Below are 17633 nucleotides of genomic sequence, written 5' to 3' on the forward strand. Positions count from 1 at the left end.
TTATTTCTTTAAAAATTTATCAATATCAACTTTTTTAACCATAATCCTTCCATTTCTCTTAGGCTGATACACTTTTAATCCCGAATCTCTGTATCTATCGAAAGTGGATCGGCTTATTCCATAGACTTTCAGAACCTCATCCACAGTAAATGTTTCCTTTAAAGTTTTCTCCTCTAAAAACTCTTCTAATGATTTCACTCTCTTTTCCAAAGCCCTCAATCTTTTTAGAAGAAAGGTATTATTCGGTATCTCTTTACCTTCCATTAAGTATGATTTATATTTCACATGAAATTAAGTATTCTTAAAGTAATATAAAAGTTAAAAGTTCAAGAACTGTAGTTGGTCTAAATTACATATTATTATCTTTCGACACTACTTTAAAAATCTCGTATCTTCATACTTCGCACTCTCAGTCTTTAGAGAAACCAACAAATCCAAATACATTTCTCCAGGCATACTACGATAATCTACTTTATGAATATGACTATATTCTTTATTCATTAGAAATTATCTTATAAGATCATTTCACAAAATTTAGAGGAAAAATATTTTTTTCATAAAAACCGCTCATTTCTGAACGGTTTCTAATTTTAAATATTTTCTGCTTTCTCCAATTCTTCTAATATTTTATTCATGACTTCTTGAGTGGTAAAATATATGTATTGATTTTTTTCTTTATCAAATTTTTCATTTCTATCTTGAACTAAAAGCTTTGTGATTTCAGGGACTTTATCCTTGAATTTCAAACGAACACAACCTCCGTATCCCCTGGGAATAACACCAATATTATCATTCCTTTTTAAAGAAACAAAGTCTATTTCACAGTCTAATTTTATATAGTTTTTAGGTGCATTTAAACTAAAGATAATGTCATATTTCTCTCCAAGAATAATATCACTATCTCTTCCAATATTTTTTATATATATATATTTATTCCTATCTATTGGAGAAAGTTGATAATGGGAAATATCGTTATTTGATAACATTACATCTGCTCCTAAAAAAGGATATTTATTTAGAAATCCAATTTCTCTTAGTTGACCAAATATATCAAAAATCATTTTATTCATAATTCTATTATTTTAATTTAGTTGCTTTTTTATAAAAATCTAATGCTTCTTTAGGGGTAAGTTTTGTTGTGTTTTCTAATAAATACCTACTGTAATCTTGACTTGTAATTCTCGTATCTAAACTAACTCCATAGACTTCTTCTACTAATTTTCTGGCATCTTCAATAGGAATTTCTTTAATAGCAAAATTAGATAAATTTTCTGGTGAAGTGTTCACAATAACTTCCAATTCTAAATCAAATCTGTATTGATTTGCTGATTGTAAATTTAAACCTTTTAAATCTTTTGGTACATAAACTTGCAAAACACCTTTTGTTCCTGGCTTAGATGAGGATTCTATCCCGAAGATCACTGCTCTGATCGGATCAGTTGAAGTTGAAGCTCCATATTCTATTGAGTTAATATTTCCTGTAAAGAGTTCCCCATTTAGACTTCTTGTTGTTCCTCTGAAGAGTGCTTGTATTCCTACTTTCTCCAAATCTTCTGCCATTACATTCTGATCTACTTTTCCTAAGAATTCTATAAGTTCTTCTACGGTTTTTATTTTTCTACCACTTAAAATCCTTGATAAAATAGCTGCTCCTCTTGCAATTCCTGCTCCAAATTCGGGTAATAGCCCAGTAGCTATATTATTCAGGATTATCCAAAACTCTTCGTCTATTTTTTTATTAGAAAAATATTCAGCAACAAAACAAGGAATATATAATTCTTTACCCTCTTCAACTACCACTTTCATAGGGCTAAAAGGGGATTCAATTTTATTACCAATTTCATCTTCATCATAATACATTGGAAAAGAATCTTGGTCATGTGCAAATAATGCAGTACCTACCCTATACTTTTTTTCTTTTTCCAGATAATAAGCAAAGCCAGTATATCTTATAAATGGATCATTAACACCGTCAGAAGGCTTATATTCTTCATAATCAATATCAAATTTCCATGCTTGTTCAAGCTCTTTATTTGTCCAGTTTTTAAGACCAATTCTTGAAAAAGATGTAATTAATTCTTCAATATGCTTATTGCTGAATTTTTCAAATACTTCACGAACGGGTTCTGGATTTTTATTGATTTGATTATACCACCAATTTACATTTTTTACACCCTTCAGCAAATTAATAATTGAAATATTCTCATTAGTACCAGACCAATCAATACCTTTTCCAGAAAGAGAAACAAAATCTTTCCAAAGCATTTCATCTGTAAGAGTTTCCAAAACAAAACCAGGAATATTTTCATATAAGGCATCAATAATATCGGGGTTGCTTTTAGCGGTTGCAAAAAAATGTTTATAATATCGGATAATATCATTTTTCATTTGCTCAGCTTGTGAATTACCTTTTATAATGCGCAAAAATTCAATGAAAGTTTCTGCATTTCCTGTATAAAGCTTTATTGCAATATATTCATCATTCAATTTGAAATCATATGGGCTTTCCGTTGCATCTGTTTGTGCATCAGAAAATTTCTTATTTTCTCCATCTTTATATATAAAATTGAGATTATAGGTTACTTTATAATTGTCAAAATATATCCCAAAATTGTAAGAGTTACTTAGTAAATTCTTTCTGGTATTCAATTTGGATAACTCAAAAGTCGCCTGAATTTCTTTATCATTCTTTTTATATACAAAGGGTTTGTTATTTTTAATACTACTGAATACAGGAGTACCAAATGAAGATGAGCCTGAATAGATTGTTTTATCTTCCAACAAATAATTTTCTGGCTCAAATAAAAAGCTTTTTATCAGTCCTAACTTTTCTTTTAAATCTTTTGCAAGAAGTTCATAGTTAATCCCACCTGTATAAAAATCTTGGGATAAAGCATCATAATCTTCAGTTGTGAGTTTGTAAAAAGCACTTTTTTTTCCAAAAGGTGTGCTTAATGCATACTCATTGGAGATTTCATCAAATGTTTTGTTGGTTCTTATGCCTTCAAAAGGGTCTTTCCCGCTTCCATAAATTCCTTTTTCCAGCTCTGCAAATTGTATAATACGGCTTCCTTGAAGGATTCGTTTGCTTTCCTCATCAAAATCACTAAGGTCGTCTAAAATATTTTCCATAAAATCATGTTTTATTTGTTTACTTTTCTGAAATGTTTCTAAAAACAAATGTAAATGGCAATAGCGACAAAACTTGACGTGTTATAATTTATTTTTAACAATTCTGATAAGTAAGAAATCGACTAAAATCGAAAACGGTAACTTTCTACTCAAATTATCTTTAAAATGAATTTTCGGCATTTCTAAAGCTTTTTACTTGTATTACTCAATTTTTTACAGGTTTAAAAAACGGATTTCCCTTGCTATTAAAGGTTTTTACCTTTCGGACTTCATAGAGCCCTTCAGGAAACCCTTACTTGCTTCTTCTTGTATTCGGACTTCTATTTTCACGTATATCCTACTTGTTATTTCAGTAAAACATAGTATGCTTTCACTTGCATTCCTCTTGTTTTATTTTTCCTTTCAAACCTTATTTGTAATATTTGATTTTCTCGGCTCTCATAAAACCCTCTACATTTCTGAAAGTGATCTTATCTAAACTATTGGTAATACTCTGAATATGTACCTTGCTATTTCTGCATTTTCTGGAAGTAAAATCAATAATATTTCCGTTATCATCTTTGTATATTTCAGCTTTTTCTAGTTTTTCAGCTTTTACATTCGTATAGGAAACATAATATCTGACTTGGTTCGCACACGTTGTATCTAACAAAAAGAAATCCAAGCTTTTTTCAGCTCCAACCAAGATTCCTTCTTCATTGAAGTAGTAGTCATAAGATGTTTTGCTATCTCCGATATGCCCCCATAAATCATCAGATTTACTGATATAGACAATTTTATTATTTTTTCTAATGATTTTATAGAACAAATCCCATTGAAGTTCAAATTCCTCCAAGGGGTTATCAGTTTTGCTTTGCTTTATTCTACCGTCAGTCAGTTTAACATACTCGATAACTTTTGAAGGCTGATTTTTCAAAACTTCTTTTACAAACAGCTTAGTCTGCTTTAATTCGTCTTCATAAGATTTTTGGGAATAAAAAACTGAGAAAATGCACAAATTGATAAGTATGATTATTTTTTTCATGATTAATTGATTTGTATTGAGTCTTCTTCCAATTTTTCATTTTTTCTATTGTCGAATTCAGCCTGATAGATTTCGTTCGATTTATATTTATCAGCAGAATAGTTGTATACATTCTTATAAGTAGGCGGATAGGATTCATTAATTTTGGCTGATTGTTTTCTTTTTTTAAAAATCTCTTCATATTTTAGATTTTCATCTTCAAATAAAACCTTTGTTAATCCAAATATTCCGTAAGCCGTGATGAGATTTTTTTGTGAATTTTCGTCTCTGAACACCAATTTTCTTAGAATCACCAAATCCTCCTCATAAATACCGATATTTTTATATCCTTTTTTTGAAATACTATTCACAATAAAATTTTCTGAACTTCTTTCACTGAGTTCTTCACCAATAAAAATATTTTTAAATGTTTTTATGAGTTGAGGTTGCGAAATCATGATATCATCAACAATTTTATTCTGCATTTTAATCCGATCAGGCTTTAAGAAGAAAGCAGAAACGCTAAACAATATGATTATACCAACGATTATATAAAATGAATAACTTTCTCCTGATTGCATTTTTTGAGTGATGTAAAGGTCATTTACAGCCTTTTTATTAACATCTTTATCACTTGAATCCCGAACCTCATCAGGGAACATGATCGAAATATCCCGTAGTATTTCTAAAGCAAGATCATTATTATATTGTTCAACCATATTAGGAATTCTGAAGAGATCAATGATTGCCCAAATAAAAAATCCTCCCACGGTAAGAATATACAGTATAAGCCAACCCCATTTTTTAATATAGGCGTAATGCCACCCTATGAAAAACCAAAGCAGGTAAGATATTCCTACAGATTTCTTTCGTCTTTCAAATTCAGTAATAAAGATTCGTTGTTGTTCTGAGTTCAGCTCTCGAAATTTTTTCTGAATCAGATAAGAGAAGTTTCCCATGATTATTTTATGACTGCAAAGTTCCATACAGTCGCTTTAATTCATAGAAAAAGCGTGGAACTATACCTTCATTTATTAGGGGGAGGCTCTGGTAAGCCTATACACTATAAACAAGGATAGCCCACGCCGTAGCGTGAGCATCAACTCATTTATTCTGTAGTGTATTGAATTTACCAGATTCCCCCTAACAGAATAAAAGCGACGCTTTTATCTTAAAAATATTTATTTAATGTTTTTACATTCTATTTTGTTTTTAACATTCTACAAATTTATAAAATTATCCGTAACGGCTTACATCCATTACGCTTCTTAAATTTTTAACGTTAGAATTTGTATAAATCATCGTATTAGCGATTCTTCTATGCCCCAACAGTTTACTTACCAAAGGGAGGGATACGTTTTTATTGTTTACCAGATAGGAAGCAAAGGTATGCCTTCCTACATGGAAGCTAATCTCTTTATCTATTTTACATTCTTCTGCTATTTTTTTTAAAATCCTATTTCCAACCTGATTAGATATTTCGGGAAATACTTTATCACTCGGTTTTTTATTAGTCAGAAATCTTGCAAGTAAAGCTCTTATCTGCCTGTTTAGAGGAATATCTACAATATGTTTTGTTTTCAACATTTTTTTAGAGATAATTTTATTGTTCCAATCAATATCGGAGACTTTTAGCGAATATAAATCACCATACCTTAATCCTGTACAGCAGGATAGCAAGAACATATATTTAGTCGCTTTCATAGTAGAGGAAGTCGGTTTAAATTTTAAGATTTTGAGAACTTCTTCTTCCTCTAAAAATATAGTCTTGTGATCTGGAGATTTTACTTTTAACGATTTTTTACTCTTATAAGGATTGTCACCCTTAAATTTTTTGTATTCAATAGCTTCGTTAATAATACATTTCAAACATTTATGATGATTGTATAATCCTCCTTCTCCTATTTCTAATTTCTTTAGATAATTATTAAATTTCGTTATAAAAACAGAGTCTATATCTGAAGTGAATAACTTAGCTTTGAAGCTCTTTAACCGTTTCCTTAGAGTTTCATACTTATATACGGTATCTTCGGCTAGTCCGTCTCCTTTTTTCATTTCCAAAACCTCATCAAATACAGCATAAAAATCATTGTTATTAGTACCTTTCAGAAAATTATCTACTAAAGCAAAGGATAAAGGGACACCTGCTAATTCGTTCTGGCGGAGGAATAACTCCAAATCGGTTTTTTCTTTGGTTATTTTGTCGTTCAAAGGCTTATAGCCTTTTCCTTTTGCCTCTCCGCTTTTCTTATCCCAATCTTTAGGAGCAACGTTTTCGTTTAAAGTAAAGGTTTTCTTTACAGAATTAATGATTACCTGAAGATAAATCGGAGAATTTCCGTTTTTCAAAATTTTATCGGTTCGTAAAATAGGCTTAACCGAAACTTTATTTCCCATGTCGTTATTTTTTAATGAGTACAATTTTATATCCTGTAACATTAAATAATTAGCTAAGATAGATAAAAAATTACAAATTTCAAAGATAAAAAATTGATAACCAGTATTTTACATGAAATATTTTGCTTTAATTTAAAGATAAGCAAATTCTACGACTGGATTTTACATTTTCTTCCCTTTTCTATGCAAAAATAATTCGGGGAGAAAAATAGGGAACTTTTTTACGACGAAACATGGGTAACCATGACGAATACATTTCTCATATAAACATGAAAAAAGCCCCTAAAATAGAGGCTTTTTGATTTTTATGGAAAAGTTTGATTTTCCAAAAAGTGGTCCCACCTGGGCTCGAACCAGGGACCACCTGATTATGAGTCAGGTGCTCTAACCAACTGAGCTATAGGACCTCAAAACTTGGTTAAATTTTGTGTTTGCAAAAATAGTAAAATTTCTTTCACTACAAAATTTTTTATTGCTTTTCTTGGCAAAGTTCTACCAGCACGCCGTTGGTAGACTTCGGATGAAGGAATACAACTAATTTGTTATCAGCACCTTCTTTCGGTTCTTCAGAGATAAACTGAAATCCTTCTTTTTTTAATCTTTTTACTTCCTCTAGGATATTTTCAACCCCAAATGCGAGATGATGAATGCCTTCTCCCTTTTTATCAATAAATTTAGAGATCGGACTTTCAGGATTACTGGCTTCCAGAAGTTCAATTTTACTTTCTCCTGTTTCATAAAAAGAAGTCACCACGCCTTCTCTTTCCACCGTTTCTTTTTTATAGGATTCTTTTCCTAATAGTTTTGCAAAAAGTTCATCAGAAACGCCTAAAGATTTTACGGCAATACCAATATGTTCTAGCTTCATAAATAGTAATCAATATAATTAAATCGTAAATTTGATACTACAGTTGAATTTCAAAGTATCAATTCAAACAAAAGTACTAAATTTGCAGAAATTATGGAAAGTAACAGACAAAGAAAAGTAGCACAGATCATTCAGGAAGACTTCGCGGAGCTTTTCCGCAAACAGGCTGCAGAAAGCAAACAGAGCATATTGGTATCTGTTTCGGATGTAAAAGTAACTGCCGACTTAGGAATTGCCAAAATTTATTTAAGCATTTTTCCACAGGAATTCCGTACCGCTGTGATGAAGGAGATTGAAGAAAACAAACCTCAATACAGAAATTTCATTGGTCAGAAAATGGCAAAGCAGGTGCGTATTATTCCACAACTTAACTTTTACCTGGATACCGCTCTTGATGATGTTGAAAGACTGGAAAGAGAATTAAGAGGCGAAGGCGACAATCCTGTTTTATAGATCTTGAAGAATATTGCATTTTACATAGCATCCAGATACCTTTTGGCTAAAAAAGGAAGTACTGCCGTTACGTTCATTACGTGGCTGGCCGTGGGTGCCATGACGGTTGCTGTGGCTGCAATGTTCGTCATTATTTCGGTATTTTCAGGACTTGAAGACCTGAATAAAGACCTCATTTCCAATCTTCATGCTGATCTTACTTTAAAAAGCACTTCCGGAAAAACAATTAAAAATCTGGATAATGTCACAAAAACTCTCATCAGCAACAAAGAAATCAGCAGTTTCTCCCGTGTTATTGAAGAAAAAGTATACATCAGCTTCAACGGAAAGGGTGACATTGCCTATTTAAGAGGTGTAGATTCTGCCTATGTAAAGGTAAATCCTATCAATAAAGAAGTATTCTACGGAACGTATCCAAGTTTCAGATACTCCAATGAGGTATTGATGGAGAACAGTCTGGATAACAGACTATCAATTCCTGTAGATTCTTCCAATCATTATGCAACAGTCTTCATGCCCAAACCGGGAACAGGGATTATTACCAAAGAAGAAGACATCTATAATAAAAGAGATATTCTGGTAACGGGTGTTTTCCCCGGAAAAGACCAGCTGGACAATTATATCGTTTCTCCTATTGAGCTTACGGAAGAATTGCTTAGTCTTCCTAAAAATTCGGCCTACCAGATTGTTATTAAATTGAAAAATCCGGAAAATGCAGATGCAGTAAAACAAAGTCTGCTTTCTTCACTCGGAAAAAATATTGAGATCAAAACCAAGGAAGAAGAAAATGCTGCTTTCTGGAAAATGATCAACACTGAAAAGCTTTTTATTTACCTGATCTTTGCATTGGTCATCTTTATTACCACCTTTAATCTTGCCGGAGCAATTATCATCCTTCAGCTTGATAAAAAAGAGCAGGCAAAATCATTGATATCACTCGGTTTCCCTTTAAGCCATTTAAGAATGACCTATTTCTACACCGGACTTCTGATTGTTATTTCCGGAGTAATTACCGGATTAATTCTTGGAACAGCACTTTGCTATTTCCAGCTTTACACAGAATTCTTCAGAGCCAATGAGGTTCTGCCATTCCCGGTAAAAATTGTAGGAAAGAACTATCTTATTGTAGCCCTCACGGCTTCCTTATTTGGAATCACTATTTCATGGTTCTTTTCAAAAATCAGCAAAGAATATATTACTAAAAACTAATATTTTAAGTATATATATTACACACAATTAATATACTTGGGTTTCATTTTTTCGTACCTTTACGCCCCAATTTTAAAAAATGAAACAAATTTTATCTTTTTTTCTTTTAAGCGTGACATTTATAAGCGCTTTGGCACAGGCTCCGGCTGGATATTATAACCAATCGCCGACCTTAACAGGTGCAGCTCTGAAAACAGCTCTGAAAACTATTATCAGCAACGGACATATAGACAATGGCTATGGAGGTTTATGGACTGGCTATGCCACTACTGACCGTGATTATTTTTATGAAAATGACGGAACAATTCTGGATATTTATTCTGAAAATCCAAATGGGCCAGATCAATATAATTTCACCTTGGGGACCAGTCAGTGCGGATCTGCCGGATATTCTAATGAAGGTGACTGCTACAACAGAGAGCACGTTGTTCCTCAAAGTTTGTTCAACAATGCCTCCCCAATGGTAGCTGACATTCATTTTATCCGTGCTACAGACGGAAAAGTAAACGGAATGAGATCCAACTACCCTTTCGGAATTGTAGGAACCCCTTCTTTCACCTCTAAAAACGGATCAAAACTAGGCACATCTGTATCTGCAGGATATGCAGGTACCGTATTTGAACCCATTGATGCTTTCAAAGGAGATATCGCAAGAATGATTCTTTATTTCGTAACAAGATATGAGGATAAACTTCCTAATTTCACTACTGGTGATATGCTTGGCAACACCGCATTTCCGGGATTACAGCCCTGGGCACTTAATCAATATTTAGCATGGAATGCAATGGATCCGGTATCGCCGGAAGAAATTGCCAGAAACAATGCTTCTTATACTTATCAGGGAAACAGAAACCCTTTCATTGATCACCCTGAATATGTTACCCAGATCTGGGGAGCTCCGGTTATTGACAGCCAGGCCCCTACAGCAGCAACCAATCTTGTTGCCAGCAATCCAACTTCAAACTCTATTGCTTTAAGCTGGACAGCTGCAACAGATAATGTAGGAGTAACGTCTTACCAGATTTACGCCAACGGAACATTAAAAGCTACTGTTTCAGGAACAACAACATCTACTATTGTTTCAGGATTATCCCCACTTACTCAATATACATTCTATATCATTGCTAAAGATGCTTTCTCAAACTCTTCTCCACAAAGCACAACCGCTACAGAAACTACTCTTGATACACCTGCCGGAGGAGGAAGCTGCGGAACTGAAAATTTTGAAATGATCACCGGCCCTGTAAATACATACATGACAGTAAACTGGACCAACAATGGAATTTCATGGACTGCTACAGACGCAAGAGTTGACCAGACCATCAATAATAAGGCTATTACCATAAAAAATGGAACTTTAACAAGTTCAACTTTCTCAGGTGGAGTTCAGAGTTTAACATTAACAACTCAATTGAAATTCTCCGGAAGCGCAGGATACTTCAATGTTCTTGTAAACGACGTCAATGTAGGAACTATTCCTTACAGTAATGTTGTTACTACAACTACCATTAATAATATAAATGTAAGCGGAAATGCTGTCATTAAACTGACCAATTCTTCTCTTACCAACAGAGTTGCTCTGGATGATCTTAGCTGGACATGTTTCGGAACTACGTTAGCTACCACTGAAAACCAAAAGGACAAATCAGACTTCACTATCTACCCTAACCCGGTAAGAAATAATGAATTATTTGTAAAAGGAGAAAACCTTAACAAAATTTCAAAAGCTGATATCTATGATCTTTCCGGAAAATTAATTGAAACGATTGCCAACCCTTTCAGACATTCAAATAGGATCAGTCTTAAAGGTTTGCTTAAAGGATCTTACATTCTGAAAACAGATAATTTCTCTACTAAATTTATCGTAGATTAATTATTAAAAAATATTTCAAATTAAAAGACTGGATTTATCCGGTCTTTTTTTTACTTTTGATAGATGGATTCCAATAAAAAATTAGGATTGATAGGACGAAACATTTCCTATTCTTTTTCTAAAAAATTCTTCGAAAACAAGTTCCAAAAGCTCATGCTGAAGAACTTCTCCTACGATATTTTTGATCTGAACGAAATTAATGAAGTAGAAAAACTTTTTGCGTCTCCGGACCTGTTAGGATTCAATGTAACGATTCCCTACAAAGAAAAAATAATTGATTATCTGGATGAATTAAGTGATGAAGCGGAGAAAATAGGCGCCGTAAACTGCGTTCTTATTCAGGATGGTAAGAAAACAGGCTATAATACAGATGCATTCGGTTTTGAAAAGACGCTTCTTTTGCACAGAAAATCGTCACAGGATAAAGCTTTGATTTTAGGAAACGGAGGAGCTGCAAAAGCCGTAAAATATGCATTGGATAAACACAGTATTCCTTCAGTCACCATTTCCAGAAGTACAGAAATCAATTTTGAAAATCTTGATCAGGAAACTGTTGCCGACCATAAAATTATCATTCAGTGTACGCCGGTAGGTACTTTTCCCAATGTGAAAGACTGTCTTAATTTTCCTTTTGACGGGCTTTCTTCAGATCATCTGGTTATCGATCTGATTTACAATCCCAATTACACCCAATTCATTATCAATGCCTCTGAAAAAGGAGCAAAAACTGTGAATGGCTATTATATGCTTGAACAGCAAGCAGAAAAAGCCTGGGAAATTTGGAATTTTCAAAAAAAATAACATAAATTAGTACTTTAATTGGCCTTACAGCTATATTTAAAGGATATTAATGCCACTCACATAAAAGATTTGCTATGACTACAGAAAACAATCTTTCTGAAAACGAAGAAAAGAAAAATCCTAACGAAGTATCTCAGGACACATCAGAAAACACGGTTTCTCATGATGCAAACCACCATGACGATGATACAGAACACCTGGATGAACATGAAGAAGAAATTTCCCTTGCCGATACTTTAAAGGAAATGGAAAAAATCATCAACACTCCCAACGCCGGTGAGAATTTCAAAAGATTCAATCAGCTGAAGGAAAAAGCAAGTCATTATATCCATGATGAAGTGGAAGATAAAAAGCATGAATATGTAGAAGCCGGAAATCCTGTTGAAAATTTCAGCTATGAACATCCATCTCAGGCAAAGTATTCTGCATTGGTTAATATCTTCAAGGAAAAACATGATGACTTCCAGAAAGGACAGGAAGAAGAACAAAAGAAGAATCTGGACCACCGCCAAAGTATTATCGAAAGACTTAAAAATCTATACACAAGCTCAGAACCGGGAATCAATCTTTTCAAATCTATTCGCGAAATTAAAGAAGACTGGTCAAAAGCCGGACAAGTTGCCAAATCTGAATTCAAAATTCTTAACAATAATTATTTCCACCATCTGAATCAGTTTTATCAGATGCTGGATCTGAATAAAGAATTTCTGGAACAGGAATACAGCCACAATCTGGAAAAGAGAGAGCATATCATTGCCCGTGCTAAAGAACTTGAGAATGAGCCTGTAATTCAGAAAGCGTTAAATGAGCTTCAATATCTTCACAAACTTTGGAAAGAAGAAGCGGAGCCTGTTGCTGAAGAATTCCGTGAAAAAACATGGGAAGAATTTAAAGAAATTTCCAACAAAATTCACGAAAGAAAGTCTGAACTTTCCGCATCCATTGAAAAAGAGCAGGCTGTGAACCTTGAAAAGAAGAATGAGATCATCGCTGAAATCAAGAAACTGTCTGAACCTTCGGAAACGCCCAACCACAACTACTGGCAGAATGCCATTAAAAGAGTGGAAGATCTGCGTTCTGAATTCTTAAAAACAGGAAGTGTTCCAAGAAAACTTTCCAACCAAAACTGGAATGACTTCAAAACGACACTAAGAGGTTTCAATACAACGAAAAACAACTATTATAAATCGTTGAAAGGTTCTCAGCAAGCGAATCTTGAAGAAAAATTAAAACTGATCCAGACCGCACAGGACAATATGAATAATGAGGAATGGGATATTGCCGTTCCGTTATTCAAAAAGCTTCAGGAAGACTGGAAAAAAATCGGCCACGTTCCAAAGAGCATGACCAATAAAATATGGGATGAATTCCGTGACGCCTGTAATGCATTCTTCAACAATTACAGAGAGAAGAGCAATACTTCTACCGACAACTGGAAGGAAAACTATAAAAACAAAAAAGCCCTTCTTGATGAACTGAAAGAAGTTTCCAATGAAGAAGGAAGCATCGAAAGAATTGAGCAGATCAAAACTTCATGGAATAACATCGGAAAAGTTCCGAGAGACAAAATTTCAATCAACTCTGAATTCAACAAAACATTGAGAGAGAAATTGAAAATAAACAAGATCAACGAGCTTGAGCTGAAAGAAGAAGGTTTATCGGAAAATCAGCTTACCGATAAAGCAAGAAAGATCAAAAATCAAATCTCTGACCTTGAGGCAGAAATCGTAAAACTGGAAAACAACCTTTCTTTCTTCAACAAACCGTCGAGAGAAAACCCTCTGTTAAAAGATACTTACAACACGATTGATGAGAAAAAAGCTCATCTTGAAACATTAAAACAAAATCTCCACAGCATTATCAGCGGAGAATAATACATAACAAAATGAATAAAGGCGGAGCAAAGCAATTTGTCTTCGCTTTTTCTTTTTATAAAACATGAACAACGACGAATTTTATATTAAAAGATGTATCGAACTGGCTCAAAAAGCTCTCGGCAACACCTATCCCAATCCTCTTGTAGGAAGCGTTATAGTGCACAATGGGGAAATTATAGGTGAAGGATATCATCATAAGGCGGGAGAAAACCACGCAGAAATCAATGCCATCAATTCCGTTAAAAATAAAGATCTGATCCCGGAATCAACGATCTATGTATCACTCGAACCGTGCGCCCATTATGGCAAGACACCGCCTTGTGCTTTAAAGATTAAAGAACTGGGCTTTAAAAAAGTGGTGATTGGTGCTATGGATTCTCATGACAAAGTGAACGGCAAGGGAAAAAAAATCATTCAGGATGCTGGAATTGAAGCCGTATCAGGAATTCTTGAAAAAGAATGCATTGAACTGAACAAAAGGTTTTTCACTTATCATGAAAAGAAAAGACCCTATATCATTTTAAAATGGGCAGAATCCGGTGATGGTTTTCTTGATAAAGATTTTAAACCGACTGCTGTTTCAAACTCGTTAGTGAATCAGTTTGTTCATCAGTTAAGAGCTGACGAGCATGCCATTTTAGTAGGAACTCAAACTGCATTCAATGACAATCCAAGTCTTACCGTAAGAAATGCAGAAGGAGTAAACCCTGTCCGGATTTTAATTGATTTTGATCTAAAAGTTCCTGCCAGCTTCAATATTTATAACAATGAAGCAAGAACATTGGTTTTAAATTCTGTGAAAGAAGGTATTGAAGGACATATTCAATTCATTAAAATCAACAAGGCTGATTTTCTGGCTGAACTCATGATGGCATTGTATAAAGAACAGATACAGTCAGTTATTATCGAGGGCGGCCGTTTTACGCTGCAGGAATTTATTAATGCAGGTCTCTGGGATGAAGCAATAGTGATAAAAAATGAAAATCTCATCCTTGAAAATGGCACAAAAGCCCCTGAATTCAATTATACACCTACTAAAGTTGAAAACTTCAGAGATAATACGATCTCATTTTTCAAACAAAAATAAAAGAAAAGCCGTCTAAACTGACGGCTTAATTTATGATCATGGTGCAGAATCGTAAAGCATTTAATATTTTTGCATCAACAAAGCAGGAACCTCCAATGACGTTTGAATATAAAACCATAGAAAAACCCATAGAAAATACTCTTTTAAAAGAAAAAGGGAGCAAATTCATCGGATTTGCTTTCCCGGTAACCAATGAAAAAGAATTAAAGAGTGCGCTGGAAAAGATCAGAGAAGAACATCCGAAAGCTACTCATCACTGCTATGCCTTCAGAATGGGATTAAATGGTGAAAATTACCGTGCCAATGATGATGGTGAGCCTTCCGGAAGTGCAGGTTTGCCAATTTACAACCAGCTTCTGGCTAATGAAATCACGAATGTGCTTGTCATTGTTGTCCGTTATTACGGGGGAACCAAATTAGGGGTTTCAGGATTGGTAAAAACCTATAAAGAATCGGCAAAGATCACATTGGAAGAAGCCAGCATCATTACCAGAGAACTGGAAATAGAAGTAGAGATCAGGTTCAACTTCAATCAGCAGAACACGATTTTCACCTTGCTTTCAAAATTTGATGCTAAAGTTTTGAACTTCGATGCGAATGAAAACTGTATTCTTACCGCCTCACTGAAACTGGCACAAAAAGAAAGCATCTCAGAAAAGCTTTCCGAGATGCAATATGTTTCATTTGAATTTAATGATTAATCCCTTCTTCCTCCAAGAAGCAAAGATGCCCAGTAAAGAAGTTGTGCCAGAGAGCCTAAGGCTGCCACCACGTAAGTTCTTGCTGCCCATTTCAAACTATCCTGTACTCCAACAAATTCTTCTGCAGTTACAGTTCCCGTGTCTTTAAGCCACTTCATTGCCCTGTTACTCGCATCGTATTCCACGGGAAGCGTTACAAAAGCAAAAAGAGTGGTCATCGCAAACATTGCTACTCCGATGGCAAGAACAGTCGTATTTCCATTTGGGTTTTCAATTGTTCTTGATGCCGCCATTACTGCGATACCCGCAATAAGAACAAACTGCATCAGATTTGAACTAATATTTACAATCGGAACCAGTTTTGAACGTAAATTCAGCATAGAATATCCTACCGCATGCTGCACTGCATGCCCACACTCGTGAGCTGCTACTGCCGCGGCCGCTGCGTTTCTCTGCATATAAACACCCTCAGAAAGGTTCACTGTTTTATCTGCCGGATTATAGTGGTCCGTCAACTGCCCAGGTACTGATATGACCTGAACATCATTTATCCCGTTATCTCTCAACATCTTTTCCGCTACTTCTTTGCCTGAAAGGCCATTTCGAAGGTGTACATTGGAATAATATTCAAATTTCGATTTCAATCTGGACGAAACCCACCAGCTCACCAACATTGAAATACCAATAATGATATAATAACCCACCATTTTATATAAATTTTGTGTTTAATTTTACCCATAATCAAATAAAAACTGTGCCAAAGTATACGATATTATTATTTATATTTGTCCTTTAATTCCTCTCAAAAAACATGTCTACAGTTTCAATTATTGAAGTAAAAACAGCGGGTCAGCTCAAGCAATTCGTAAAGTTTCCGATGGATTTGTATAAAAACAATCCCTACTATGTTCCGTCTTTTATCAATGACGAAATCAACATCTGGAATGCTGATGAAAATCCTGCGCTTCAATATTCTGAGGCAAAACAGTATCTGGCCTATAAGAATGATAAGATCGTTGGAAGAATTGCCGTTCTGATCAATCATAAGGAAGAGAGAGAATTAGGAATTAAAAAAGTTCGTTTCGGATGGATCGACTTTATTGATGATGCTGAAGTTTCAAAGGCATTGATTCAAAAAGCAGTTGATTACGCTAAAGAAAAAAGTATTGACAAAATTGAAGGGCCTATGGGCTTCACCAATCTTGACAAAGCAGGAATGCTGGTAAAAGGTTTCGACCAGCTTGCAACCATGATTGGAATTTACAACCATGCGTATTATCCTCAGCATCTTGAAAACCTGGGTTTAACCAAAGAAAAAGAATGGGTAGAATTTGAAATCATTTTCCCTGAAACCTTGCCGGAAAAAATCCACAAGTTCAATCAGCTTATTTCTGAAAAGTACAAACTGAAAGTTTTAAAATTCAAAACGAAAGAAGAGATTATTCAGTATGTGGATCCTATGTTTGATCTTCTGGATGAGACTTATAAACATCTTTCCACATATACCCCTATTTCGGATGAACAGCGCAAAACCTACAAAGAGAAATATTTCAAACTTATTGATAAAGATTTCATTGTTTGTATTGCTGATGAACACAACAATCTGATCTCATTCGCCATTACAATGCCCTCTTATTCCAAGGCGTTGCAGAAGTCCGGCGGAAAACTGCTTCCATTCGGCTGGTGGCATTTTTTACAGGCAGGAAAGAAAAATGACAGAGCCAATTTTTACCTGATCGGTATTCACCCTGATTATCAGAGAAGAGGGGTCACTTCTATTATTTTCAAAGAAATCTGGGATATTTTCAGAAAAAAAGGAGTAAAATACCTTGAAACCAACCCGGAACTCGAAGAAAACAAAAGCATTCAGCTGCTATGGCAGGATTATAATCCGGTGAATCATAAAAGAAGAAGAACCTATTCAATGGAAATCAAATAATTGATACCGTCTTTTTACGATATAAATTTATCACCTAAACTTTGAATTTTATGAAACCGCAGCTCATTATATTTGCTATTTTAATTGCTGGATTTATCAGTTATAATATCTTTTTCCAGTCACCTGATGACAAAACAAACACCGTGATCAATATTCTTTTTGCGAGTATTCTTTTTGGTTACATTTCTTTTATGGCTTATACTCTTCTGAAAAAAATGAAAAAATAAGACCATAAAACAGTAGCAGCACTGGTTTGTCATGTAAGCTCTTTCGGGTATTAAATAAATTCAAAA

Annotated in this window: 16 protein-coding genes and 1 tRNA gene; 8 read left to right on the plus strand and 9 right to left on the minus strand. The window is 34.3% G+C overall.

From position 1 onward, the window contains the following. From DEU40_RS09550 to mce, 8 genes are all read right to left on the minus strand, one after another. Entirely contained in the window at positions 1-264 is a 264-nt protein-coding gene (locus tag DEU40_RS09550) for a helix-turn-helix domain-containing protein (protein ID WP_076553022.1), read from the minus strand. Between the two features lie 326 nt (positions 265-590). Continuing rightward, positions 591-1070: a hypothetical protein gene (locus DEU40_RS09555; RefSeq protein ID WP_110009621.1), complete on the minus strand. Its 480-nt coding sequence runs from the start codon at positions 1068-1070 to the stop codon at positions 591-593. A gap of 7 nt (positions 1071-1077) precedes the next feature. Beyond that, on the minus strand, positions 1078-3132 hold the full coding sequence (locus DEU40_RS09560; protein ID WP_146207842.1) for a hypothetical protein: 2055 nt from the start codon (positions 3130-3132) through the stop codon (positions 1078-1080). 409 nt (positions 3133-3541) lie between these two features. Then, complete coding sequence (locus DEU40_RS09565; RefSeq protein WP_110009623.1) at positions 3542-4156, minus strand: hypothetical protein; 615 nt, start codon at positions 4154-4156, stop codon at positions 3542-3544. Between the two features lie 2 nt (positions 4157-4158). Further along, complete coding sequence (locus DEU40_RS22430) at positions 4159-4854, minus strand: hypothetical protein (protein WP_181397951.1); 696 nt, start codon at positions 4852-4854, stop codon at positions 4159-4161. Between the two features lie 517 nt (positions 4855-5371). Then, the gene (locus tag DEU40_RS09575; RefSeq protein ID WP_181397952.1) at positions 5372-6532 is read right to left on the minus strand and encodes a site-specific integrase; all 1161 of its coding nucleotides are present in this window, start codon (positions 6530-6532) and stop codon (positions 5372-5374) included. A gap of 333 nt (positions 6533-6865) precedes the next feature. Then, a tRNA-Ile gene (locus tag DEU40_RS09580) sits at positions 6866-6939 on the minus strand. Positions 6940-7001: 62 nt separating this feature from the next. Beyond that, positions 7002-7400 (minus strand): methylmalonyl-CoA epimerase, encoded by a 399-nt coding sequence (gene mce / locus DEU40_RS09585; protein WP_110009625.1) that lies wholly within the window; start codon positions 7398-7400, stop codon positions 7002-7004. A 93-nt stretch (positions 7401-7493) separates the two neighbouring features. Here mce and rbfA point away from each other — a divergent pair, with 93 nt between their 5' ends. The 7 genes from rbfA to DEU40_RS09620 all read left to right on the plus strand — a co-directional run bounded on the left by rbfA (position 7494) and on the right by DEU40_RS09620 (position 15401). Then, positions 7494-7853 carry a 30S ribosome-binding factor RbfA gene (gene rbfA, locus DEU40_RS09590; RefSeq protein WP_002983518.1) on the plus strand — a complete coding sequence of 120 codons (360 nt, stop codon included), beginning with the start codon at positions 7494-7496 and terminating at the stop codon, positions 7851-7853. A 3-nt stretch (positions 7854-7856) separates the two neighbouring features. Next, positions 7857-9062 (plus strand): ABC transporter permease, encoded by a 1206-nt coding sequence (locus DEU40_RS09595; protein WP_110009626.1) that lies wholly within the window; start codon positions 7857-7859, stop codon positions 9060-9062. Between the two features lie 79 nt (positions 9063-9141). Beyond that, entirely contained in the window at positions 9142-10935 is a 1794-nt protein-coding gene (locus DEU40_RS09600; RefSeq protein WP_110009627.1) for an endonuclease, read from the plus strand. Positions 10936-10998: 63 nt separating this feature from the next. After that, complete coding sequence (locus DEU40_RS09605) at positions 10999-11736, plus strand: shikimate dehydrogenase family protein (protein ID WP_110009628.1); 738 nt, start codon at positions 10999-11001, stop codon at positions 11734-11736. 74 nt (positions 11737-11810) lie between these two features. Further along, complete coding sequence (locus DEU40_RS09610) at positions 11811-13610, plus strand: DUF349 domain-containing protein (protein WP_110009629.1); 1800 nt, start codon at positions 11811-11813, stop codon at positions 13608-13610. Between the two features lie 64 nt (positions 13611-13674). After that, positions 13675-14700, plus strand: a complete 1026-nt coding sequence (gene ribD, locus DEU40_RS09615; protein WP_110009630.1) for a bifunctional diaminohydroxyphosphoribosylaminopyrimidine deaminase/5-amino-6-(5-phosphoribosylamino)uracil reductase RibD — start codon at positions 13675-13677, stop codon at positions 14698-14700. 95 nt (positions 14701-14795) lie between these two features. Beyond that, positions 14796-15401 carry an IMPACT family protein gene (locus DEU40_RS09620; protein ID WP_110009658.1) on the plus strand — a complete coding sequence of 202 codons (606 nt, stop codon included), beginning with the start codon at positions 14796-14798 and terminating at the stop codon, positions 15399-15401. On the opposite strand, the gene DEU40_RS09625 is transcribed toward DEU40_RS09620, so the two are convergent. Then, positions 15398-16108: a zinc metallopeptidase gene (locus tag DEU40_RS09625; RefSeq protein ID WP_171006330.1), complete on the minus strand. Its 711-nt coding sequence runs from the start codon at positions 16106-16108 to the stop codon at positions 15398-15400. The two genes, DEU40_RS09620 and DEU40_RS09625, sit on opposite strands and share 4 nt — an antisense overlap. A 104-nt stretch (positions 16109-16212) precedes the next feature. Here DEU40_RS09625 and DEU40_RS09630 point away from each other — a divergent pair, with 104 nt between their 5' ends. Continuing rightward, complete coding sequence (locus DEU40_RS09630; protein WP_110009631.1) at positions 16213-17340, plus strand: GNAT family N-acetyltransferase; 1128 nt, start codon at positions 16213-16215, stop codon at positions 17338-17340. The last annotated feature ends 293 nt before the right edge of the window (positions 17341-17633 follow it).

Source organism: Chryseobacterium sp. AG844, from assembly GCF_003182335.1.
In the GTDB taxonomy this organism is placed as follows: Bacteria; Bacteroidota; Bacteroidia; order Flavobacteriales; family Weeksellaceae; genus Chryseobacterium; species Chryseobacterium cupriresistens.